This window comes from Thermoleptolyngbya sp. C42_A2020_037 (genome assembly GCF_015272455.1).
Taxonomy (GTDB): domain Bacteria; phylum Cyanobacteriota; class Cyanobacteriia; order Elainellales; family Elainellaceae; genus Thermoleptolyngbya.
In genome coordinates this window covers 57,871-81,551 of the sequence record NZ_JACYLP010000037.1, presented here as the reverse complement: position 1 = coordinate 81,551, position 23,681 = coordinate 57,871, and the positions used below count along the sequence as shown (strand labels likewise).

Genomic DNA, 23,681 nt, shown 5'->3' with positions numbered 1-23,681 from the left:
TTGCGCTCGTCCAAACAAATCAGGCTAGGGGCTGAATCTCCCAAGAAACCAGACCTTGGGTAGACAACTGATGGCAGCCCCTAGTAGGGCTGATCCATCGCCTCGTCCTTTGTATTAGTGCGGCGTTCTGGCGTTTCCCGATTAAACCGCATGTGAACCGCGCGGGTCTGAACGCCGTCCGCTGCCACCGCCAAAATCGGGAAGTCCAACATGCCATCCTGGAAGGACATCTGGAAGCGGAAGGTGCCATCGGGGTTCAGCTTCACAGGTCGTCCAGCAATGGTCACCGAGGCATCTGGCTCCGTTGCGCCGTAGATAATCAGTTCTGCATCTGCCACCAGCCAGAATTTCCGCGCCCGAATCGGCGGCATAGAACCAAAGAAGCCCACACCCGACATGCCAATGCCAGAGAAGTTCGGTATCCCTACACCCGACTGGCTGTAGATCCCAGCCCCCGACATCGTATACAGACCTGCGCCCGACTCGGTGTACAGGCCTACGCCCGACATCCGCGCATAGCTAATCGGCCCCGGATAACCCATGCCCACGCCGGACATGCCCACGCCCGACATACTGTACATCCCCACGCCGGACATTCCCACGCCCGACATACTGTACATCCCTACGCCAGACATTCCCACGCCCGACATGCTGTACATGCCCACGCCGGACATGCCCACGCCCGATTCGGTATAGCGACCCACGCCTGATTCGGTGTACAGGCCCACACCCGACATCGTGTAAAGCGCTCCGCCCGACTCGGTATAAAGTCCTGCGCCCGACATGGTATACATGCCCACGCCGGACTCGGTGTATCGACCTAAGCCGGACATGCCCACGCCGGACATGCCCACACCCGATTCGGTATATCGACCCACACCCGACTCGGTGTATAGGCCTACGCCGGACTCAGTTTTCCCCGACCATTGACCCATTTCAGCCGAAAAGACAAATGAGCTAATGGCTGCGCCAGAGGCCTGCATGGAACTCAGCGCTGCCCCTGATTCTGAGTAGACGTAGCTGCTAATGGCTGCCCCAGAGGCCTGCATAGAACTAAGCGCTGCGCCCGATTCCATCTGATGGGAACCCTGCACCGAGGCCGGAACCTGCTGCATGGAGCCATAGAGCGAACCTGCCAGACGCATTGCCTCGGCAGACTCGGCCATGTCAAAAATCTCGTCGTAGATGGGGTTGCCCGTGTCTGCCACTCGTCGCCCGGGTGGAATCAGCCGCAGGAAGGTCTTGCCGCGCCGGTCTTCCTCCCAACCCAGCGTAATAAACTGATCCTCAAACCAGTCGGACGGGTAGATTGGCGGAATACGAACCGCATTGGATCTTGCCAGAACCAGCCACATCCCGTCTGGTGTGAGATAGCCAATTTCAACCAAATAATCGCGATCGCTCACCGGAATGGGCAAATACCAGTCGCGGGCTAGCTCGTCACAGTCGTACTGCTGCACGCTGTGGGGACGCTGGCTATTGGCATCAATATCGGTCACGTCGTATAGCCGCAGCGCCAGCCGCTGTCCGCCCTGACCCCGCAGTAGTGCCTTATGTTGATCGGGCACATCCCAATAAGTGTAGGCCCACTGCGGATCGCGAGGCATCAGCACAATTCGGCTCTCGCCGTAGCCATCAGGCAAATCGGGTAGATTCGTGTCTACATCCGCCAGCCGCTCAGCCGACAGATCCGTTTGCCCCACGTCAAACTTTGCCGCTTCAACAGCAGACTGGTCATCTTCCTTGGCCAGCGCTGCCATCGCAGCCGCCCCTGCTGCCAGCGTTGCCCCCGTGCCCAAAGCCGCAGCAATCGGCGGCACAGTGGGGGTCTCTGGCTCTGGCGTTGCTACAACAGGTTCATCCACAGTAGATTCATCCACAGCAGACTTATCAATAACGGGTTCCACTGGGGTAGGTGCTGGAGCGGGTACTGTCGGAGAAACGGATACTGCTGGAGGCGGCACAATCGGAGCAACCACAGGCGGCACGACGGGCGGCACAACGGGCGGCACGACGGGAGCAGGAGCTGCTTCAGTCGCAGCAGGGATCGTGGGCACGCGCACCGAGTTGGATCGGGCCAGCTTGAGCCAGCGGCCGTCGCTGGTGGTGTAGCCAATTTCTGCAAGATAGTCGCGATCGCCCGCCATGATGGGCACATGCCGATCCTGGTCAGTTTCAGCCACGTCATATTCCTGAACGCTGTGGGCAGGCTGCCGATCGAGGTCAATATCCGTCACGTCGTAGATCCGCAGCTTCAAATCGCGTCCGCCTTGGCGCTTCAGATCTGCTCTATGAGCCTCTGGCGCTTCCCAATAGGCATAGGCATCTTCGGCATTGCGCGGGGTTAGCACAATCCGGCTGGCGGGAACCTGGCGGGACGGCGCGACAGTCGGCACTGGGCGCAGCGGCGGCGCAACCGGAGCCACCGCCTCTCGCCGCCGAAATAGCCCCAGCAAGAAAGGCAAAGCTCCTAGCAGCAGCAGCGCCAGCCAGGGCAGCAGCCCTTCGGGTTGATTACTCCTCGGCGGCGGGGTGACGACTGCGGGCGCGGCATCCAGCACGGGACTGGGAGTGGCGGGCACGGGCGCGACCGGAGCCGCTGGCGCAACTGCGGTGGCTTCTTGTTCACGCGCCTCTTCTACCACTTCTTGACCGGGTTCCGAGGTTGCAAATCCTAAAAATGCCTGCACGGGCGGAGTCGGTGTGCCGCGATAGACGTAGCCCCTTGGCTGCGAAAAGGGATAGCGAGGATCGGTGGGCAAGGTCTGGTGCATGGGCACGATCTTTACGTCGCCTCGGTTCAACACCTGATTGGCGATCGCATAGCTGATCCCATCCGCCCCAAGCGCCTGCACCACTGCTGCCGTGTCGTCTGTCGCAACTTGTTCAGCATTGCTACCCGTTTGAAAAGGCGCTTCCTGAAACACTGAATAATTACTAAGCGACTGGCGGGTGTCACTGAAGACCGGGCGATCGACAAAGCGAATCGGCCCAGGCGGCCCACCAACCTGCGACCAGTCCGTAATTTCACCCCGGAAAATCTGAGCAAACTGCTCAAACGTCAGGTCGCCTGCAAAGGGGTTGTCTGCGCCCACAATGATGGCAATTTTTTCTCGGCTGAGAGGAACCTCTACCAATCCCTGATCCCGCTCTGCCTGGGTCAGGTCGCGCCCCACTGCCACCAGATCCAGGTCTCCAGCCAGTAAGGCCTGTAGCGCCGCGTCTGTGCCGCCTGCGGCAAGGTTGACCCGGGTGCCAGGGTAGCGCTCCTCAAAGCGGGCCTTCAGACTTTCATTAATCAGCGTCATACTGGCAGAGCCATCTATATTAACGGAGGTGTCTGCCGGAACGCTGGCGGGCAGCGGAAATTCTGGCGGCGTAGATTGTGCCAGCGTTGGAACTACCCACCGCAGTCCAAGTAAACCGGGAGCGCCGCCGAGGGCAACTAGCAGGGCTAGCAGGGTGAAAGATGTTTCTGGGTTTCGCAGCATTGTTGAGGGCAGCCTAGACGTGAGCAGGGATTTTTTAGGTTAATTTTTGCAAAAGACGTGTCAATTATATAGCCCTCTTTCTTATCAGAAGTTAATAAAGAAGACAATTTGAAGTAAAAATACTCATCAGGGGGGCGATCGCCCAGTTCCTTCCCATACAAGCGTTTCAGCCTTTGAGCAGGGGAAATCAAGGGATTCTCGCGCCGCCTCTGTTTCGCGGGGTACTAGACGAACCGACAAGTTTCCCTTAGTTTGTCGTATTTCTTTTGAGATGCATAGTCCACGCCGATTTTTGATAAGAATTGCCTATACAAGCAGCATCGCTGGATAAGCGGCAAGTCTGAGCCTGGAAAGCGCTGGGAGTCAGACCCAAAACTGTCGAGAAAACCGTTGCAGAAAGAGCAAAAGCGCCGTGCTGAATATCCAACCGCGCGGCGCTTGCATAATAACTTCCTGCAACCGGACTTGCTGCAACTCGTTTTGAAAACTGGCAATTGAGAACGGCTATCAGCCAGAATCAATCACAGGTAAATCAACTCACAGGCGAAACCTTCGCTTGCCCAGCTTTATCCAATCTCTTTCTGTCCAATCTCTTTTTGTCCAACCTGCTTTACCCGGACTGCTTCCAGGATGCTACCAGAGTCCTCGAACCGGGCCCGCTGGACGCGGCGCAGGCTGGGGATCTCCTGGAACGCCCTGGCTGAAGGGCGGAAACTGCGGCCCCAAGGGAGTCGGGCGCAGGGGTTGAGAGGGAGGCAGCAGCAGCAGCGAGGTGTCAAAGGGATTGTTCAGGTCGGCAGTGCGGATGGTGGGGCCGTCCAGGTTTTGCTGGTTTGAAGCGTCCACGTAGAGTCGATGCACCTGCCGCGCATCGGTGATGATGTTGTTTTCGGGGAAGGGGCCAAGGAACCAGGTGAAGGAGTTGACGATGCCCCGGTTGCCAAAGAAAGTGCCACTGGCACCATAGTAAGCGTCCTCAAACGCTTGCTGGAGTGTTTGGATGTCGTCTGCGCTGCGGGTTGAAGTGACAGTCTGGGCGATCGCCCCTGATCCTAGCGCCCCACCCGACGTTGCCAGGGTGAGCAGTCCAGCCAATATCTTAAACCTGAAGCCCATGGCAAATTCCCTCAAATTTTGTCCAACATCTTAGCTCATTTCAGAGTACAAACGACAAGTTTTTTCCAAAGCTCGATGGATGACGACCTAGACTGAGGAGGGATCGGGAGAATCTTTTCTATCTGGTCATTACAGCATTTCTCGCCTGCCTTTCTAGGAGACTCTTTGCCTCGCTATCTTGGCGATCGCCCCTTAACATTTCACCCCAAAATTGGAATTTTTAGCCGTGATTCTTGCCGATCATCTAATTCTTTTTTCGCGCTATCCCCAACCAGGAACCACGAAAACGCGCCTCATTCCGCATTTGGGAGAAACCGGAGCCGCCCAGCTTCAGCGACAGATGACCGCGCAGGTATTGCGGCAAATCCGGCCCCTCCTGTATCCGACGGCGGAGAATTCGACCCGTCCTATTTCAGCAGAAATTTGGTTTTCGGGGGGCGAGGCAGCGCAAATGACAGACTGGCTGGGGTCGTCCTGGGCGCTATATCCGCAGCCGGCAGGAGACTTGGGCGATCGCTTGTTGAGTGCGGTGGAACGGGCGATCGCCACTGGAGCCGAGCGGGTGGTGGTGATTGGCACAGACTGTCCCAGTGTGGATTCCGCGATTTTGCAGCAGGCGTTTACCGCGTTGCAGACCCATGACCTAGTGTTGGGGCCAGCCACCGATGGCGGCTATTATCTCATCGGGCTGCGGCAGCCGGTTGCAGATTTATTCAGGGGAATTGATTGGGGCACTGAGCGCGTGTTTGCCCAGACCATAGCGATCGCCCAAGCCCTCCATCTTTCTATAGCAACGCTTGATCCTCTCACGGACATCGACACGGCTGCCGACTTGCCCGTGTGGGAAGCGCTGCGGGAGCAGGTGATTTCCGTGATCATTCCAACGCTGAATGAAGCCGCAGAATTGCCGAACCTGCTGGAAACCCTATCGCCCTCTGGCACATTGGAAGTGATCGTGGCAGACGGCGGCAGCCAGGACGATACGCGGGCGATCGCCCAGCAGCACGGCGCGACGGTCGTCCATTCCGCGCCTGGCCGCGCCCGCCAGATGAACGCCGGAGCCGCCGCCGCCACTGGCAAAACGCTGCTGTTTCTCCATGCCGATACGCGCCTGCCCAAAGATTTTTCTAATCTGGTGCAGCAAACCCTGGCCCAACCGGGCGTGGCGCTGGGGGCGTTTGACCTGTCGATTGACGGAACCTTGCCGGGATTGCGCTGGGTGGAGCGGGGGGTGCGCTGGCGATCGCGCTGGTTCAGCCTGCCCTACGGCGATCAGGCGCTATTTCTGCGAACAGACACCTTTTGGCAACTGGGCGGCTTTCCAGAGGTGCCGATTCTGGAAGATCTGAAGCTGGTGCGAAAGGCTCAGACGTTGGGCAAAGTGGCGATCGCCCCAGCAGTGGTATCGACTTCGGCGCGGCGGTGGGAAGCGCTGGGGGTGTGGCAGACGACACTGATCAATCAGGGCGTGCTGATCGCCGCTGGGTTGGGCGTGCCTCTAGAGAGAATTACTCAGTTCTATCGGCGATCGCGGTCAAAAAATTTGCCGCCCGCCCTCTTCAAAATTCGTAAAAAAAATAGGGATTGAAGGCTCAACCCCTAACGTATCCCATTATCTACAGGCTAGCTAGACCAATCTCAAATCAGCATACTCAGCGACGAGTTCATCTGACGAGAGGGTCTGACCCTCCACCTGGGGGGTCCAGAGAATTTCCAGCGCCAGCAGGCGATCGCTCGACACCGACCCCATCTGCGACAGCGCCCGACGCAGGTCTTCCGTCGAGTTCACCACGGGCAGATCTAGCTTGCCCAGCGTCGCCGCCAGCAGCGTCACGACGATATATTCGCCCTGAGTCTGAATTTCCGTAGGCTGCTCGGTCGCCACCCGCTCACCCGTATCGACTGTAGCCAATGCCGCAGGAGCCGATTCTGCCTGCCGCAACTGGCGGTTGAAATTCGACAGCGTTTCTTCGCTAAATTTGCTGCGCTCCGCCAGCGCCAGTCGATTAAACTGTGCCTCAGCCGCCTCCAGGCGATACTGTGCCGACTGCGTGCCGCCATAGACCCAATATTCGGGATGCCGCAGCAGCGCCAGCGTCGTTTCTTGCAGCGCCTCCGTCAGCCCTTCTTTGGAACCCGTATCCGCCGTTTTTGCCAGCCGATCCAGGTCTGCCTGCAAGCCGCGAGCGCCAGACAGCAGCCCTACTTGAACTTTGGACACCGAAACCGTGGGCGACGCTGCGCCATAGCCCAGGTCGTCATAGCCATTCGCATCAGACTGCGCGGCTCGAACGCTCCGCACGATAAATGATGCAAGCGAGATAAAAATCAGAATGGTGAACAGGCTGCCTGCACCGCCTCCAAAGAAAATCGGCCCCCACACCAGCGGAAACCCAATGCCGCCGCCAGGATAACCACCAGGATAGTAGCCGCCACCGCCATAGGACGGAGCCGGACGGCTGGTATAGGTGCGGCTGGGCACGCTAAACCCGCCGCCGCCGATGCGGCCGCCGCCCCGACTCAGGGCCAGAGCGCTGCCCGCATTGCCAAATACTAACGTTGCAATCAGAGAGAAAACTACGAGCGGCCGAAGCAGAGGCCGCCACACTTGAGAAAAGAACCTTCGCATTGCCTCCAGCCCTCCTGTAAATGGTTGGGCAAAACCCGTGGGGCAGGCTGTGCAGTTTGCAGAGCTAAGATTTGCAGCGCTGACGTTGCAGAGCTTTAGAAAACGTTACACAGCCAATCGATATTTCTAATGTAACGCGCTCTGTTTCTAGACAGGGGCGGCTAGAGGCTGTTTTCAGGGGGGATGACCGTACTTGAAAAACCAGGGGCGATCGCCCGAAATTTTGGACAGAGACCGCCTGCTTCTGTCAGCCGCCGCCGACAATGGTGACAATTTCCAGGCGATCGCCCGTCTGCATCACAGTCTGTTCCCAAAACTGGCGGTGCAAAATCTCGCCGTTATATTCCACTGCCACCAGGCGCGGATTCATGCCCAGTTGCTCCAAAAACTGCGGCAGCGAGGTATCTGGCTCGCAGGTGCGGGGTTCGCCATTGACCTGAAGCGTAATCGACATAGCTTAACGATGAGCTGAGAAGCAACTCAGAAGACAGACTAAATTATGCTACCCCAGAGGACTAGACGCGATTGCTCGTCGATAGCTACTCCATCTCATCTAGGTCTGGATCTAAGTCAGTCAGGTATGCCAAATCCGCTAGATTCACGTCTTCCTCTTCGGACTGCCGGGCGACTAACACCGGATGCTGGTGGAGCGGAACGGTGAAGGTGACGGTAGATCCTAGCCCCTCGCCCAAGCTGTAGAAATTCACCTCACCCTTCATCGCTTCTACAAGCTTCTGGGAAATGGCTAGGCCCAGCCCCGTGCCGCCATATTGCCGAGTCCGGGAACCGTCTACCTGGCTAAAGGACTGAAACAGGCGGTCTTGCTTCTCTAGTGAAACGCCAATGCCCGTATCGGCGACGCTAATCTTGGCATAGCCTTTGTCTTGGTCAGACTGGCGGGGCAGGATGTCGGTGGTAACGGTGATGCCGCCTTCGTGGGTGAACTTGATGGCGTTGCCCAACAGGTTCAGAAGCACCTGGCGGAGGCGCTGATAGTTGCCGTTTAGGATGATTGGATCTCGCGTTTCGGGTTTGCAAATTTTGAAGCTCAGATGCTTGTGTTCGGCTTGAGGGCGGATAAAGCGTTCCACATCGTCCATCAGGTCATCGAGCTTGACCGGGTTAATCTCGATTTCGAGCTTGCCTGCTTCGATTTTGGCAATGTCCAGGATGTCATTAATGATGTCGTTCAGGTTTACCGCTGAGCGGTAGGCTTCTTCAATGAACTCGCCCTGTTCTTCAGGATCATCCGCCATGCCGTCTACGATGAGCTTGAGGAAGCCAATCATGCCGTTGAGCGGGGTGCGTAGCTCATGGGACGTGTTCGCCAAAAACTCGCTCTTGAGGCGGGAGGCTTCTTCGGCCTGGCGACGGCTCTCTTCGAGGTCGTGATACTGCTGCATCAGTCGCTCGGCCTGGCGACGGCTCGTTGCGTATAGACTGGCATGGGCCAGCCCCGTCCCAATCTGTTCTGCAAATTCTTGAACTAGCTCAATTTCGGACTGTCTCCACACCTGAGCTTCATCGTCTTGATACAGCACGAGGAGTCCGTTGGGCTGGCCGTCGTGGCAGGTGGCGATCGCCAAAATTGCCATCTCCCTGCCGCTTTCTTCATCAATCTGTGTGGTGCTAACGGGTTGGAGCGTGGAAACGGCCTGCTGCAAGTAGGGAAAGTGCGGTAAATCTAGCGTTTGCCCGACGCAATCCACCACCCCATCTTGCCGATAGTCTGCCATGATCTGCGCTTTTCCCTCTTCAGCGGGGTAAGCACACACCCAACAGCGACTCAGGTTGAGCGTTTCACCCAGTCCACTGGCGGTTTGCTGCCAGATGGCATCGAGGTCAAGCGTATGGCGGATATTCCAGGCAACGCGAGTCAGTGCCTTTTGATAAAAGATGGAGCCGCTGCCCCGGAGCGTGCTGAAGCGAGGGGGCGATTCTAGCAGCAGGTGGGCCTGGTCATCGGTGCAGGCATAGAGCAGATGCCCCGTGACGATAACTGCTGAAGGCAGCGCGTTGACTTGCAGAATGGGGCTGAGCGCGAGGTCAAAAACGAGATACTGCCCGCCACAGCAAAACAAGTAGGAAAACCCATCGGGGCTGCCCAAATCAAGCACCATACGAATCCGCTGCAAGTAGGGCGCAAGGGCGGCTGGCGCAAACTCGACTTCCTCAATCGGCCGACCCACCAGCTCTGTGGAACCTAGTCCGTAACGATCTGCGTCCTTCCAGGAGAAGGAGAGGTAGGTTCCCACAGCGTCTTGTATGAAGATGAGATCACCAATGGAGGGCGGTTTCTGGAGCGGGCCGCCGGGTCGCCTAGCAATCGCTACATCTGTCGGGCCAACGACAGAACTAGAAGAATCTTCAGACAAGGTCATCAGCGTGCATCGGAGACAGTGAGTTCAAGTGCACAAAACGGTTTGGAATCAGCTTCAGCAAGTATCTTTGCCTAACGTAGCCTGTCGCAGAGGCTATCTGCAACGGCTTTGAAGCAAATCCGCGATTCTGGCTGTGATCAGCTAGTCGTTCCACTCTCCACGCGGGGGAACGGGTGGGTTACGCTGGAGCGATCGCGTCAGGTCGTCGTCCCGCGAGGCTCCTCCCCGCAGCCATTGACGCACTGCGACTTCGATCACTTTGCTCGGATCGCTGGTGAGATGCCCAATCTGATTCAATAGCTCAGCGTCGATCTGGATTGACAAATCGACCTTGTTTCCAGCCGCCGCTCTGGGGCTGACGGCGGGTGGCGGGTCTGTGGGGGCGATCGCCTCCTGAGTCGAACCCTGAACACCGGCCTGAGCCTTCACACCATCAGTCTTCACGCCATCAGTCTTCGCCACATTAGATTCCACAACAGGGTCACTCATAGGATTGTCTTGCTCTCTCACCGTTCCGCAATATGTTCCGTCGCTGATATCGCCTGGTTCGCCTATACAGACACCCTTCCAGGATGAGAATCTACCGACTTACAGTAAATTCTGCCCTAAATCGTTTTGTACAGGGAATCTAATGTTGTGAGTTGTGAACTTAATGGCTTGAATTGTAAATCTTGAGTCGTAAAGCTTGATGTAGAGCTTGGTGTAAATCTCGGTTTAGATTTTGAGTCTTGGCGATGGCAAGCCGCAGAGGAAGCGGCGTTTCGTCTGGCTTCCAGCAGGAGTCTTTCGCAAGCGAGAGCGTTTGTATCCAGAAAAGCCCCCTATGGTCAAACCCCCTTGATAGTTCTGGAACAACCATCTACTCCGCTCAAGACCTGTTTACTACACCTCTATTGCACCCTACTCCAGAAAGCTGCACCCACTTTTCTGAGTGATGCTGGCTCTTAAAGATTCCGGTTCTTAAACGAGGGGCGATCGCCCTTCTTCCCAAGCACCCCTGAATTAAACTGCCTACAAAGGCTACTGTCTCGACAGGCCGCCTTGCAGCGTAAAACAATAAACAATACGCTACAACTTGACCTATCTTGATCTATTTAGAAATCATAGGTCATCTGGTTCCTCCCAACTGCGGCGAAACCCAAGACGACTCAAGGGACTGCCGATGCGTCCGGCAGAGAGAAGCATTACAATATCTTAAGCGGTATGCCTTAAGGACGATTCACTGCCTGGTTTCTCTTGCGGTTCCTCTAAGCATTGCCGCCCCTTTTACCCCTTGATGCCTTGCGTCTATGACCGACGTTCCCGTCTCAAACATCCGCAACTTTTCCATCATTGCCCACATCGACCACGGCAAGTCCACGCTGGCCGACCGCTTGCTGCAAACGACGGGCACTGTCAGCAATCGAGAAATGAAGGAGCAATTTCTCGACAATATGGATCTGGAGCGAGAGCGCGGCATCACGATTAAGCTCCAGGCAGCCCGCATGAACTATCGCGGCGAAGACGGGCAGGATTACGTGCTGAACCTGATCGACACACCGGGGCACGTAGACTTTTCCTATGAGGTGTCGCGCTCTCTGGCTGCCTGCGAAGGCGCGTTGCTGGTGGTAGATGCTTCTCAGGGCGTGGAGGCGCAAACTCTGGCAAATGTGTACTTGGCGCTGGAGCATAATCTGGAAATCATTCCGGTGCTAAACAAGATTGACCTGCCGGGGGCAGAGCCAGATCGGGTCAAGGGAGAAATCGAAGAAATTATCGGGCTGGATTGCAGCAGCGCGATTCTCGCCTCGGCGAAAGAAGGCATTGGCATTGGCGAGATTCTGGAATCTATAGTGCATCTGGTGCCACCACCCCGCGACACAGTGCAGGAGCCGCTGCGGGCGCTGATTTTCGACAGCTACTACGATTCCTATCGCGGGGTGATTGTGTACTTCCGAGTGATGGACGGGACGCTGAAGAAGGGCGATCGCATCCGGCTGATGGCTTCCCGCAAAGAGTACCAAATCGACGAACTGGGCGTGTTGTCGCCTAACCAGGTCGAGGTAGACGAACTGCACGCGGGCGAAGTGGGCTACCTGTCGGCTGCTATCAAGGCGGTGGCCGATGCGCGAGTGGGCGACACCATTACCCTGGCGACGGCTCCAGCCAAGGAACCGCTCCCTGGCTATACGGAAGCCAAGCCGATGGTGTTTTGCGGACTGTTCCCTACCGATGCCGATGAGTTTGAAGATCTGCGAGAAGCGCTCGAAAAACTGCGGCTGAACGACGCGGCACTGCAATACGAACCCGAAGCCTCCAGCGCGATGGGCTTTGGATTCCGCTGTGGCTTTTTGGGGCTGCTGCACATGGAAATTGTGCAGGAACGACTGGAGCGCGAATACGACCTGGATCTGATTACCACGGCTCCATCGGTGATTTACAAGGTTCGCCTGCTAGATGGCAGCGAGGTCTATATCGACAACCCCAGCCACCTGCCCGATCCCCAAAAGCGCGAGGCGATTGAGGAACCCTACGTGCAGGTGGACATGATCACGCCGGAGGAATTCGTCGGCCCGCTGATGGAGCTGAGCCAGTCTCGCCGGGGCGTGTTCAAAGATATGAAATATCTGACCCAGGGGCGCACGACGCTGACCTATGAACTGCCGCTGGCGGAGGTGGTGACGGACTTTTTTGACCAAATGAAGTCGCGATCGCGCGGCTATGCCAGCATGGAATACCACCTCATCGGCTATCGCGAGAACCCGTTGGTGAAGCTGGATATCCTGATCAACGGTGATCCGGTTGACCCGTTGGCCACCATTGTCCACCGGGACAAGGCGTACTACGTGGGCAAGGCGCTGGTGGAAAAGCTCAAGGAACTCATTCCGCGCCACCAGTTCAAAATCCCGCTGCAAGCCTCTATCGGTAGCCGCGTGGTGGCCAGCGAACACATCCCGGCCTTGCGAAAAGACGTTCTGGCGAAGTGCTATGGCGGCGACATCAGCCGCAAGAAAAAGCTGCTGCAAAAGCAAGCTAAGGGTAAAAAGCGCCTGAAGGCAATCGGGACGGTGGATGTGCCGCAGGAAGCCTTTATGGCAGTGCTGAAGCTGCAATAACCTTGGAAGCGCCCACGCCCATTACGCAAGACCTAGTGCTAATCGGGGGCGGACACAGCCACGCGATCGCCCTCCGAATGTGGGGCATGAACCCGATTCCTGGCGTGCGGCTGACGCTGATTACGGACGTGATGCACACGCCCTATTCGGGGATGCTGCCCGGATACGTGGCGGGGCTGTATGACTTCGATGAGTGCCATATTGACCTGCGGCCGCTGGCGAGGTTTGCTGGGGCGCAGCTGATCGGCGATCGCGCGGTTGGTCTGGATCTGGCGCAAAATCGGGTGCTGTGTGCCCACCATCCGGCGATCGCCTTCGACTGGCTCTCGATTGATATTGGCAGCACACCCGCAGTCTCCACGGTTCCCGGCGCGGCAGACTACGCCATTCCCGTGAAGCCGATTTCGCAGTTTTTGACCCAATGGGAGGCGATCGTTCAGCAGGTGTCCGAACAGCCCCAGAACCCTTTGCGGCTAGGCATCGTGGGGGGCGGCGCGGGCGGCGTGGAGCTGGCGCTGAATATACGGGCGCGGCTGCGGCAGGTGTTGCAACAGGCAGGCCATCTCGACACGCCGCTGGAAATTCATCTGGTGCATCGCGGTCGCGAAATCTTGCCAGAGCGCAGCCCCGGAATGCGGCGGAAGATGCAGCAAATCTTGACCCAGCGCGGCATTCAGCTTCATTTGGGCGAAACGGTGGCAGCCGTGGAACCCGACGGATTGCGCTGCGAGTCTGGACGCTGGATCGAGTGCGATCGCCCCTTCTGGGTCACGCAAGCCGCCGCCGCACCCTGGCTGAAGGACTCAGGACTGGCAACCGACGATCGCGGCTTTATCCAGGTCAACGACTGCCTGCAATCCACCTCCCATCCCCAGGTTTTCGCAGCGGGCGATGTCGCCACCATGATTCACCATCCGCGACCCAAGGCGGGCGTATTTGCCGTGCGCCAGGGCAAGCCGCTGTTTGAAAACCTGCAACGCGCCGTGTTGGGCAACCCGCTGAAGCCCTTTGTGCCGCAAAAGGAGTTTTTGATCCTGGTGGGACTGGGCGATCGCGCCGCCGTTGCCTCCCGCGAACCCTGGAGCCTCGGCCCCACGCCCTGGCTCTGGCGCTGGAAAGACCGCATCGATCGCCGTTTCATGGAGAAGTTCTCGAACTTACCGGAGATGAGAGATGAGGGGTCAGGGGTTAGGGGTTGGGGGTTGGGGAACAAGACACGACCTTCTCTCCCTCTCCTCCTCTCTCCCTCCCTACCTCTCCCCAACACCCCAACACCCCAATACCCCAACACTCCCCACTGCGCTGGCTGCGGCTCCAAAATCGGCAGCCAAACCCTCGGCCGCGCACTCAAACGGGTGCGGGCGGAACTGCCGGAGCTGCGGCGGGAGGACGTGCTGCTGGGGCTGGATGCGCCGGATGATGCGGCGGTGGTGCAGGTGCCGGTGGGGCGGGTACTAGTGCAAACGGTGGACTACTTTCGGGCGCTGGTGGATGACCCGTTTGTGTTTGGGCAGATTGCGGCAAACCACGCGCTGAGCGACCTATTTGCAATGGGCGCAAGTCCCCAGAGTGCGCTGGCGATCGCCACGCTGCCCTACGCCACCGATGCCAAGCAGGAAGAAACCCTATTTCACCTGTTGGCGGGCGCGACCAAAACACTCCATGCGGCTGGGGCCGTGCTGATTGGCGGACATACCGTTGAAGGAGCGGAACTGGCCCTGGGCTTTACCTGCAACGGCTTGGCAGAAGCGTCCCACCTGCTGCACAAGGGCGGCTTGCGACCGGGCGACGTGCTGATTTTGACAAAACCCCTGGGCACGGGCACGCTGTTTGCCGCAGAGATGCAGCGGCAGGCGAAGGGATGCTGGATTGAAGGGGCGATCGCCACGATGCTGCAATCAAACCAGACGGCGGCGAAAATCTTTCGGGCGCATGGCGCTCACGCCTGCACAGATGTCACGGGCTTTGGGCTGTTGGGGCATCTGGTGGAAATGCTGCAAGCATCGGAGCCTGTGGGCGTACAGTTAAATCTGTCGGCACTGCCGCTGTTGCCCGGTGCAGCAGAAACGTTGCAGCAGGGATTCCGCAGTTCCCTGCATCCACAAAACCTGGCTGCGGCCCGCTGGGTACAGGATTGGGAGCAAGGGTCTCCGTCGCGCTCGTCCGAAATTCCAGCCGACATCCTGTTTGACCCGCAAACCGCGGGCGGGCTGTTGGGCTGTGTGCCAGCAGAAACGGCTCCGGACTGCTTGTCCGCACTTCACCAGGCTGGGTATCCCGAATCGAGGGCGATCGCCCGAGTTGTTCCTTCAGAGGGCGATGTTGCTCCGCAAGGCTGGAGCCAACGCTCTGTTCGGCTAGTCTAGGCAAACGAGTCTAGGCAAACGAGCCAATCCACACGCCAAATTTCCCAAAGCAGTCCCAAAGCAGGAACCATGTCTGGCGCATGTCTGGCGTAATCTGGCGTATATCTGGCGGCAGCGCTAGGATTGCGACTCGGTGAAATTGGCGGATTCTGGCTCCATCGCCTGGGGCCCGGGTTCGCTAGGCGGCGACACGGGGACTGATTCCAGCGCGGCGGGGCGTTCCCGACGAACCGGTGCGGCTTCGGGTGGAGCCTCTCGCACGGGCGCTGCCTGGGGACGCTCAAATCGCGGTGGCGGCTCTACGACGCGCGGCGGCGGCTCTACGACGCGCGGCGGCGCAACGTTCACAGGCGGCGCAGGCGGTGCAGGCGGCATAACCTGAGGCGCTTCGGGTTCCGCCAGTCCAGAAATATCCTTGGGCGTGGATTCAGGCTGGGGCGTAGCGCTAGATTCAGGCGCAATGGGCGCTGGCACAGATGGGCGGGGGAGGGTGCCCGATGGCGCAGGCTGACCCGGAGTGCTGCGAGTGGGGGCTTGCGGCAAGCGATATTTCGGCTCTTTTGTCTCCTCAGACGAAGCGTCTGGCGCAGGGGCGATCGCCCCCGATCGGCTGCCTCCGACAGGGGGTTCCAGGGTTGGGCTAGGGCTAGGAATAGGGCGCTCCGGCAGCATGGGCGAGGAGTTGAGTCGATTTAGCTCGGCCTGCCAATCTCGAATCGCAGCCCGCGCCTGGGGATACAGCGCCCGATTGGGACGCACCAGTGCCGCAGCGGCGATCGCCTCTCGCAGCCGTCCCCGCCGGGCCAGCGTCCGCGACAGGTTCAGGTAGGGCTGGTCTTCGATCACCTGGATCTGGCGCGTCCAGTCGCGAATTAACGCCTGTGCTTCGCCTCGCAACGCCCGACCGTCTGCAATTTGCCCGGCCTGGGCGATCGCCGCTTGCAGCGAGGGAACCGTGCCCTCAGTGGCCAGCCGTCGTGCCCGCGCCATCAGCGGACGGTCTTCGAGTCGCTCGATTTCGCGATGCCAGTGGGCAATCATCGTCTGCGCCTGGAGGCGGCGTGGGTGTCCTGGCTGAATTTTTTCGGCCTGGGCGATCGCCGTCTTCAGCGTCTCCACGGTTCCCACGCCCGCCGTCATCTGGGCCAGTTGCAACTGCCGCAACCCGTCTAGCTGAATCTGCCAGCTTGCCAGACTGCTCTGCGCCTGGGCGTAGTAGGCACTGGTGGGCTTGATCTGCTTTGCGGCGGAGATCGCCTCCATTAGGCTCATCACGTGCTGCGGCGTGGCGACCCAGTTTGTCCAGGTGGAAACGGCTAGTTTCCGCGCTTCGCTAAGCTGGATCAAATCCTTCGCCATTTCAGCCCGGCCAGGATTGACCTCGACCTGCTTGGTGAGGGCGATCGCCTGATCAAACTTTTGCTCTTTCCAAAGCTGGAAGGCTGTGCCCAGTAGCCGATCGCTCCACTGGTTCAGCACGGGCTGAGCGTCGCTCCAGGCATAGCTGCCCTTGTCAATCCGCCCCGCCTGGGCGATCGCCTTCCCCAAATCGGGCAGCTTACCCGCCTGGGCGATCTTCTGAGCCTCGGCAAACTGCTGGCGTGCCTTGCGTTCCACAAGCAGTTGCTCCGACAGCGCCCGGGCCCGCTGGTTGCCCCAGTAGGGATGGCTCATCTCGCCCAGATCGCGGATCACCTCCGAGGCTGTGCCCCAGGCTTGTTCCTTCATGGCAGTTTGGGCCGCCGCCACCAGCGCCTCGCCCTGCCGCCAGATGCCCTGCCAGGTGGCGATCGCTGCTTCTGCATCCGCTCGCACCGAGCTGGATTTGGGGATGCGCTGGGCAATTTCCACCGCGCCTTGCAGGTCGCTGGCGTTCATCTTTTGGCGGGCGATAATCAGCAGCCCCTTCGACCACTCTTCAACCGACCGCTGGGCTTCCTTATAAAGCGGATGTTCCGGGGTCCAGGTTTCGATCAGCGCCAGACCAGACAGCAGTTCGGTCAACTCGCCCGACCGAGCCGCCTGCTGAGCGCAAAACAGCCGCTCCATATCGGGAGATAGCGGAGATCCCGTTTTGCAATCGGGCGCAGGCGGCAACATCAGCATCCAAAGCAGCGCCGACGCAGCCACACCCCCTAGCGCCGCGCAGCTTGTCAGCCCTACAAGCAGCCATCGCCAGGATTTTGACCGGGGGCGGGTCAGCGTTTCTGGCGCGAGACCACCGGCTGCGCTCGACTGTCCCGCTCCGCCCAAATACATGCCAAACCCATCCGCGCCCCCTTCGGGCGATCGCAACTCAAAACGTCTTACTGGCATAGCGAACCCTCACCCCAGTCAAAATCACCTAAAGCATACCGCCCCGTGAGTGAACAGCCCCGCGAAGCATCCGTATTACTTCTGATTCTCTAGAATATATTCTCTAATAACGGATGGACGTGGCCCCCGAAACAAAAAACCACGGTTTTGGGGCGATCGCCTTCTAAAACTTACAGAATTCGGCAGGCTACTTCGGGATGGGCAGCATTTCGCTTCGTAACAATTACCCAGCGGGACAATATGCCCAGTGCAAATCTCCGCCTATCGCTAAAAGGCTGTCACCACAATAAAGGCTCCCTGCGTAAGCCGTTGGCAATACGACTTGCTCAGGAAGCCTGTGGATTGTAGAGTGCATTGGCTAGGCGTGATTGCCCCCCAGCAGATGCCGATTAATTTCCAGAATGGGGCAAAACAGGCTCGCCTGCACAGGGTTCAGGTGTTGCCGCACCACATGCTGCATGGCTTCATAGGTTGCGTTGCAGCTTCGCTGTGCGCCAAAAGCCCGCATGATGGTTTGAAACCACAGCAAAAAGCGCTCTTGTAATGTTTCGGGATCGTTGAGCAGCATTGCTACCGCAGAATAGCGCAACACCCGCACAGTATCGCGCTTCCATTTTGTCGTCAGGTCATTGTCGCCGTGCTGAAACAGAGTCGGATCTTTGCTCATCATGTATTGCTGAACTTGGCTCACTAGCAGCGCCTCTGCGCTCTGGATGCGTTGATACGTTTCGACTCGCAGCCCGTAGGATTTTGCGTAATCTCGCAAGAATTGCAGGTCTGCATCGGTCGCATACCGGCCTTCGGTCTCCAGGCTGAGGCGTTTCATCTGGCTAAGCATAGAGGGTTCTTCGCAGGATGGATGGATAGAACAAGGGATAAACGCGAAAGAATTGATGAGTCAGCAGTCGCAATTGACTATTGAAGGGATGCTAGACGCAGTTCTACTAGACGCAGTTCTAGAGGACTGACTGTATTTAATCTGCCCAGGGTGCATAGAAAAGTAACGTTTTGTAAACCTAATGATGGGCAGGTGTTTGAGGAATTGCAACGCGATCCCCCCATAATCGCCCCATAATCGCCCCAGCAATTCTCTGTCAATTCTCTATAAAAGACCTCCAAACCCCGGCGACAAGGCACTGTTGGGCGGCTCTCCCGCTCCCAACAGTGCCTTGTTCCTGCACAAGACTCGGACGGCAACCTGTGACCCAGATCACCAGACTATTCCCCAAGATAGATGCGATCGCGCTACAGGACACCCCAGAAATCGGCACAGCGACCGAGGTCATGAGGGCGATCGCCCCCCACACTATAAGTAGCGTTTAACTGTCCTTGCCTTGCAGCGACCGGATTCCTGGCCTGTGAGGCAATTTTTGTCTCAATTGTGCCAATCATTCCACGCATTGCCTGGTCTGTAATTCAGAAAACATCCTTAAACCGAACAGCAAGGCTAGGCTTTGGTCACAAACTAGGGATGAATTGAGGGGCACGGCTGTAAAACGAGTGCGCCGTATCAAGTCTTCAGGTGGGTGCTAAAAATTTGGTCTTGGCTCTCCTGGAACATGCCTGACTCTGCTCTCTGGCGCAATGCAATCGAGGTCAAGCCTGTGAAGATCGTTTGGGAACAAAGCATCTATTTTGGCAACGTTCCAGTATTCTGCTCGGTTTGCGGCCGTGAGTCTCGCCCCATCCGTAGCGGCTCAAACCAACTCCTGCTGGCGGTGATTTACAACGACCAGGGCGTAATTTGTGGCGAAGCCTGTAGCGATTGCGTCAGCGCCGGGCCGCAGGTAATTCGCGCCCGCCTCCAGGATCGGGTCGAGATTTTGCGAGAAAAACTGGCTGATGTGGAGGCGATCGCCCAGCTTGCTCAGGACAATATTGAACTGCCGACCCTGGAGCAAGAGTTTCGGGTGCATCGTCGCGACGGCTAATTCTGAAACAGCCACTAGCGCTTTGTGGTGAACACCGTCGTAAACATCATCAGCATTCCGCCGATCAAAATTGCCACGGCCAGCCCGCCTATCACCCAGTTCAGAGAATCCATTGACTCCATTTGTTTCCTCGTGCAGTGTTGATGCGCTTCATCATACGGTTCTTCATCATACGGGTTCATCGCGCCCTATTTAAGTGGAGATATAGATCTGGAGCGAGGTGGGTGTCTCGTAGAGGATAAAGAATTTCCTTCGCTTGATTGTCTGTGAATATACCTCTTGATAGAGCAAACTCATGGCCCTGTATCGGTAGCCTATGAGCAGTTTATTGACTGGAACACATAGGAGTTTTGCGTGAAACGTTTGTCCTTGATGCAGTTTTCTATTAGTGGCTTTGTCGCTTTACTACTGGTATCGGCCGGAGTGCTGGTTCCCCAAACAGCCCGGGCTGATATCGATCGAGATGCAACTCCCCAAGAGCGGGCGAGAGTTGTTGAAGTGCTTCAGGCTCAGGGATGCCCGGTGGTTGGCGATGTGGATTACATCCAGGGCGTTGGCTTTGAAGCCGAAGACGTGCGCTGCAACGACGGCAAAGAATACGACGTTTTCTTAGACGAAAATTTCAACGTTATTTCTAAGCGAGAAGATCGAGATTAGTCCGTGTTTAAGTGACTACTCGGCGATTATTTCGTTTGAGAAGTCTTGTCTCACTGGTGGCATCAGGAATCATCCTCACCGTGAGAGGTGCTGAATGGCGTTTGAGCAGTTGCAGCGTCTTGGCAAATCGGAACCTGTTGGTTCTGCTTCACTAGGGCGCTGCTTTGTGGCGATCGCCCCCAAACGCGATAAGGCCAACGCCAGGTCGAGTGCTGCCTCACCGCGCTAGTCGAGTTCGACGTTAAAGTAACGTTACAATCGTATTCGAGATTAGGATTCGACGCGCTCACCGCTCTACTCAAACGATTTGCATCAAACTCGGACACGCGACATAAAGCATGGGTTCTCTCTTGGCGATCGCCCTCATCCTGCTGCTGGCAACGTTGCTCATCGGCACGATTTTCTACGTCCTCACCGCCCGCCGCTACCAATCCGGCGATTCCGTCGCCCGCTCCTACGACGAATGGACGCAGGACGGCATCCTGGAATTCTACTGGGGCGAACATATCCATCTGGGACACTACGGCTCCCCGCCGCGCCGCAAAGATTTTCTCAAAGCCAAAGCCGACTTTGTGCATGAAATGGTGCGCTGGGGCGGCCTCGATCGCCTGCCGCGTGGCTCCACCCTGCTCGACGTGGGCTGTGGCATCGGCGGCAGCAGCCGCATCCTGGCACAAGACTACGGCTTCAACGTCACGGGCATCACCATCAGCCCCCAGCAGGTGAAGCGGGCCCAGGAACTCACACCCGCCGGACTCAGCGCCAGGTTTCTGGTAGACGACGCGATGGCGCTGTCTTTTCCCGATGCCAGCTTCGATGTCGTCTGGTCGGTGGAAGCCGGGCCACACATGCCCGACAAAGCAATTTTTGCCAAAGAACTGATGCGCGTGCTGAAACCCGGCGGCGTGCTGGTGGTGGCCGACTGGAACCAGCGCGACGACCGCCAAATTCCCCTGAATCTCTGGGAGCGCATCGTCATGCGGCAACTGCTAGATCAGTGGTCGCACCCAGAATTCGCCAGCATTGAAGGGTTTTCGGAACTGCTAGAAGCCACAGGACTCACCGACGGCCCCGTCACCACCGCCGACTGGTCAAAGGAAACGCTGCCCTCCTGGCCCGACTCGATCTGGCAGGGCATTGCGCGACCCGCCGGTCTGGTGAAATTTGGCATTCCCGGCCTGATCAAATCGCTGCGAGAAGTGCCGACCATTTTGCTCATGTGGCTTGCTTTTAGCGTGGGGCTATGCCGCTTCGGAATGTTTCGTGCTGTCCGTAAAGAGGTTAAAGGGGTTAAGGACATAGGTTCAGAGCTTTGAATCACATCCGTCTAAGCAAACTCTTGCCCCACCCCTGGATGTAATCCCCAGATCAGCAATCTAAAATCGCCAATCTAAAATCTAAAATCCAACATCTCACGTCGCGTAGCCAATCACCCGATAGACCTCCACAAGCTGCTGCTTGCCGCTGAGCGCTAATGGGCCCCAGGATTCCACCTGAAATTTGCCTTTGACATGCATCAGGGTTTCCTCCGCAATCAGCACGCGGCAGAGATCGACCTGGCGATCCTTGAGGCAGCTTTCCAGCCGCGATGCGGTGTTCACGCTGTCGCCAATTACGCCGTATTCCATTCGCTCCTTGCCGCCGAGGCTGCCCACCACCACCGGCCCGGTGAAGATCCCTACCCGCATCTGAATCGGCGGAAGTCCGCGCTGTTGCCAAATCTGGTTCAGTTGCTCCAGCCGTTTGCCCATTGCCAGGGCACAGGCGATCGCCTGATAGGCATCTTCATCCACCTCGCGCTCCTCCACGCGGGGCATGGGCACGCCAAAAATTGCCAGCAACCCGTCGCCCGTGAACTTGTTGATAATGCCGTGGTGCTGCTGAATTTCGTGGGTCATCGCTTCCAGGTATTCATTCAGCCATTCCAGCAGCGCCTCCGGCGGCATTTGCTCAGAAATGGTGCTGAAGCCCTTGATATCGGTAAACAGCATCGTGGCGACGAGTCGCTGACCCGGCAGCTTGCCCGACTCCAGCAGGCGATCGCGCGCATTCCACAGCGCATCGGCAATTTCGGGGGAGGTGTTTTGCCCCAGCAGCGTCATCACCATCTGCTGCTGGCGGTGCGACTGTTGCGCCCGGTAGGCGACGACCGTGCCCAGCGCCATCATCGAGGCGATCGCCGGAGCCACCGTCGGCACCCAGCCCTGCTGCAAAAATAGCCCAAAGCCCGCGCCCGCAATCAGCCCCAGCAGTCCCACGCTGCTTAGCCCCAGCGCAATCGGATGGCGCACTGCCCAGGCCACCGCCCCGCTGACCGTCGCCCAGCCCCAGATCCACAGCCACTCTTGCCACTCTGCCCAAAACCAGAAGGGCGATCGCGCTCCGGTGGCGGCATCCAGAAACTGGCTCACCATCTGGGCGTGAACCAACACACCGGGCATCTGGTGCGACACCTGCTCGCCCGCGCTAAAGGGCGTGTAAAACAAATCCTTGCCGCTGGGAGCCGTCATCCCAATCAACACAATTTTGTCCTGCACCCACTCTGGCGAAATGTCCTGCGCCAAGACCTGACTCAAACTGACGCGGCGAGCCGGGTTTTGTCGAGCGCGATAGTCTAGCAGGGTTTGATAGCCGCTGCTGTCGAGGCGCTGGTAAGCTCCGGAGTTGGCTTGTAGCGGCACAAAAGCGGACGCACCAAGCTGCAAATCGTCGGGATTGGCGGCACTGGGGCGCGGGCGGATGCCGTCTGGCTTCAGGTAGGCGATCGCCAGCCGCAACGACAGGGACGTATGGGTTTCGGTGTCGGTGTGGGCGTATAGCAGGCTGCGGCGAATCACCCCATCGCGATCAATCACAAAATCATTGAACCCGACGCGCTCGGCAGGCAACCCCGGTGGTGGCGGAATGCGACTCCGGGATGGATCGCTAGGCGAATTGCCCGCCGACTCGCCCAGCTTGGTAATCGCGACTAGGTTTGGGGCCAGAAGCTGAGCTTGCAACTGGGCGTGACCTGGCTCCTGGGGCACGTCGCGGTGCAGGTCTAGCCCGATGACGCGGGGCTGATATTGCTGAAGCTGGGCGATCGCCTGGGCCAGGGTTTCATCCGACGGCGTAGCCCGCTGGAGCGATTGGATATCCGCCTCGGTAATCTCCACCACCAGCAGGCGCGGGTCGGGCGAATCGGGTGAATTGCCAAGCAATCCGTCCCGAAATCGCAGCCGCACCATCCGGTCATAGATCCGCAGTTCCAGCGGCTCTAGCCCGCCCACCTGCCGCAGCCCCAACACCAATCCGGTGATGGTCAGCCCGGTTAGGGTGGCCGCCTTTAGCCCCGCAAGCAGGTGTGGCTGAAGCGTTTGCCAGGTTTTCGCAAAGGCAGAGAAGGGTGGAGTAGTCACGGGTGGTTTAGGGCAAGATTGCTGAATCAACGTCAGGCTGAGGAAGCCTGGAGAATATCTAGGCCGCCGTGATGCTGCTCCAACTGACCCTCAGGTTGTGTAGAGTCTCGCTGCCCAGCTAATCAACTGGCTTCCTCATTGTTGCACCCGTATCCTGCTGCCTGTTCAAGCGTCATGATGGCGATTCATAATGGCTATTTTAGTCACCGAGCTTGAGTAGCCAGGCAAAGCCCGCCTGCTCGAAGGGCTGGTCAGTGGTCAACGCCTCGGAATACCCAATCGCTGCATCAGGACGTGCATT

At 58.1% G+C, this 23,681-nt stretch carries 16 protein-coding genes and 3 pseudogenes; 8 read left to right on the top strand and 11 right to left on the bottom strand.

The features are described 5' to 3' along the window. Positions 1-80: 80 nt before the first annotated feature. The 4 genes and pseudogenes from IGS16_RS12425 to IGS16_RS12415 form a co-directional block, all read right to left on the bottom strand. Positions 81-416 (bottom strand): annotated as a pseudogene (locus IGS16_RS12425) (Rho termination protein); the annotation flags it as partial. 456 nt (positions 417-872) lie between these two features. Next, positions 873-1,724: pseudogene (locus IGS16_RS22350) on the bottom strand (DUF4912 domain-containing protein); the annotation flags it as partial. Positions 1,725-2,060: 336 nt separating this feature from the next. Continuing rightward, positions 2,061-3,491 (bottom strand): annotated as a pseudogene (locus tag IGS16_RS12420) (substrate-binding domain-containing protein); the annotation flags it as partial. Between the two features lie 633 nt (positions 3,492-4,124). Next, on the bottom strand, positions 4,125-4,607 hold the full coding sequence (locus tag IGS16_RS12415) for a hypothetical protein (RefSeq protein ID WP_297085856.1): 483 nt from the start codon (positions 4,605-4,607) through the stop codon (positions 4,125-4,127). Positions 4,608-4,833: 226 nt separating this feature from the next. Here IGS16_RS12415 and IGS16_RS12410 point away from each other — a divergent pair, with 226 nt between their 5' ends. After that, positions 4,834-6,195 (top strand): TIGR04283 family arsenosugar biosynthesis glycosyltransferase, encoded by a 1,362-nt coding sequence (locus tag IGS16_RS12410; RefSeq protein WP_297085854.1) that lies wholly within the window; start codon positions 4,834-4,836, stop codon positions 6,193-6,195. 39 nt (positions 6,196-6,234) lie between these two features. On the opposite strand, the gene IGS16_RS12405 is transcribed toward IGS16_RS12410, so the two are convergent. The 4 genes from IGS16_RS12405 to IGS16_RS12390 all read right to left on the bottom strand — a co-directional run bounded on the left by IGS16_RS12405 (position 6,235) and on the right by IGS16_RS12390 (position 10,004). After that, a complete protein-coding gene (locus IGS16_RS12405) occupies positions 6,235-7,215 on the bottom strand; it encodes a DUF1517 domain-containing protein (protein ID WP_367185788.1) in 981 nt (326 codons plus the stop codon). A gap of 268 nt (positions 7,216-7,483) precedes the next feature. Further along, positions 7,484-7,690, bottom strand: a complete 207-nt coding sequence (thiS, locus tag IGS16_RS12400) for a sulfur carrier protein ThiS (protein WP_068513238.1) — start codon at positions 7,688-7,690, stop codon at positions 7,484-7,486. An 85-nt stretch (positions 7,691-7,775) separates the two neighbouring features. Next, a complete protein-coding gene (locus IGS16_RS12395; RefSeq protein WP_297085849.1) occupies positions 7,776-9,617 on the bottom strand; it encodes an ATP-binding protein in 1,842 nt (613 codons plus the stop codon). Positions 9,618-9,758: 141 nt separating this feature from the next. Beyond that, positions 9,759-10,004, bottom strand: a complete 246-nt coding sequence (locus IGS16_RS12390) for a hypothetical protein (protein ID WP_367185789.1) — start codon at positions 10,002-10,004, stop codon at positions 9,759-9,761. A 902-nt stretch (positions 10,005-10,906) separates the two neighbouring features. Here IGS16_RS12390 and lepA point away from each other — a divergent pair. Continuing rightward, complete coding sequence (lepA, locus tag IGS16_RS12385) at positions 10,907-12,712, top strand: translation elongation factor 4 (RefSeq protein WP_297085846.1); 1,806 nt, start codon at positions 10,907-10,909, stop codon at positions 12,710-12,712. Positions 12,713-12,714: 2 nt separating this feature from the next. After that, entirely contained in the window at positions 12,715-15,078 is a 2,364-nt protein-coding gene (gene selD / locus IGS16_RS12380) for a selenide, water dikinase SelD (RefSeq protein WP_297085845.1), read from the top strand. Positions 15,079-15,195: 117 nt separating this feature from the next. On the opposite strand, the gene IGS16_RS12375 is transcribed toward selD, so the two are convergent. After that, a complete protein-coding gene (locus IGS16_RS12375; RefSeq protein WP_297085843.1) occupies positions 15,196-17,394 on the bottom strand; it encodes a hypothetical protein in 2,199 nt (732 codons plus the stop codon). 358 nt (positions 17,395-17,752) lie between these two features. Then, entirely contained in the window at positions 17,753-18,232 is a 480-nt protein-coding gene (locus IGS16_RS12370; RefSeq protein WP_297085841.1) for a phycobilisome protein, read from the bottom strand. A 362-nt stretch (positions 18,233-18,594) separates the two neighbouring features. Between IGS16_RS12370 and IGS16_RS12365 the strand changes: the two genes are divergently transcribed. The 5 genes from IGS16_RS12365 (at position 18,595) to IGS16_RS12345 (ending at position 21,298) form a co-directional block, all read left to right on the top strand. Next, positions 18,595-18,717 (top strand): hypothetical protein, encoded by a 123-nt coding sequence (locus tag IGS16_RS12365; protein ID WP_297085839.1) that lies wholly within the window; start codon positions 18,595-18,597, stop codon positions 18,715-18,717. 236 nt (positions 18,718-18,953) lie between these two features. After that, positions 18,954-19,325, top strand: a complete 372-nt coding sequence (locus IGS16_RS12360; RefSeq protein WP_297085837.1) for a hypothetical protein — start codon at positions 18,954-18,956, stop codon at positions 19,323-19,325. 354 nt (positions 19,326-19,679) lie between these two features. Continuing rightward, positions 19,680-19,982 (top strand): hypothetical protein, encoded by a 303-nt coding sequence (locus tag IGS16_RS12355; RefSeq protein ID WP_297075156.1) that lies wholly within the window; start codon positions 19,680-19,682, stop codon positions 19,980-19,982. 94 nt (positions 19,983-20,076) lie between these two features. Then, positions 20,077-20,211, top strand: a complete 135-nt coding sequence (locus IGS16_RS12350; RefSeq protein ID WP_297085836.1) for a hypothetical protein — start codon at positions 20,077-20,079, stop codon at positions 20,209-20,211. 109 nt (positions 20,212-20,320) lie between these two features. Continuing rightward, on the top strand, positions 20,321-21,298 hold the full coding sequence (locus IGS16_RS12345; RefSeq protein WP_297085834.1) for a methyltransferase domain-containing protein: 978 nt from the start codon (positions 20,321-20,323) through the stop codon (positions 21,296-21,298). A 96-nt stretch (positions 21,299-21,394) separates the two neighbouring features. Here IGS16_RS12345 and IGS16_RS12340 read toward each other — a convergent pair whose 3' ends face one another. Further along, positions 21,395-23,380, bottom strand: coding sequence for an adenylate/guanylate cyclase domain-containing protein (locus IGS16_RS12340; protein ID WP_297085832.1), 1,986 nt, complete (start codon positions 23,378-23,380; stop codon positions 21,395-21,397). Positions 23,381-23,681: the final 301 nt, after the last annotated feature.

Coding starts and splice junctions, on each gene's coding strand:
- IGS16_RS12395 (WP_297085849.1), bottom strand. CDS start 9,617: ATGACCTTGTCTGAAGATTCTTCTAGTTCTGTCGTTGGCCCGACAGAT.
- IGS16_RS12415 (WP_297085856.1), bottom strand. CDS start 4,607: ATGGGCTTCAGGTTTAAGATATTGGCTGGACTGCTCACCCTGGCAACG.
- IGS16_RS12345 (WP_297085834.1), top strand. CDS start 20,321: ATGGGTTCTCTCTTGGCGATCGCCCTCATCCTGCTGCTGGCAACGTTG.
- IGS16_RS12350 (WP_297085836.1), top strand. CDS start 20,077: ATGGCGTTTGAGCAGTTGCAGCGTCTTGGCAAATCGGAACCTGTTGGT.
- IGS16_RS12375 (WP_297085843.1), bottom strand. CDS start 17,394: ATGCCAGTAAGACGTTTTGAGTTGCGATCGCCCGAAGGGGGCGCGGAT.
- lepA (WP_297085846.1), top strand. CDS start 10,907: ATGACCGACGTTCCCGTCTCAAACATCCGCAACTTTTCCATCATTGCC.
- thiS (WP_068513238.1), bottom strand. CDS start 7,690: ATGTCGATTACGCTTCAGGTCAATGGCGAACCCCGCACCTGCGAGCCA.
- IGS16_RS12360 (WP_297085837.1), top strand. CDS start 18,954: ATGCCTGACTCTGCTCTCTGGCGCAATGCAATCGAGGTCAAGCCTGTG.
- IGS16_RS12370 (WP_297085841.1), bottom strand. CDS start 18,232: ATGCTTAGCCAGATGAAACGCCTCAGCCTGGAGACCGAAGGCCGGTAT.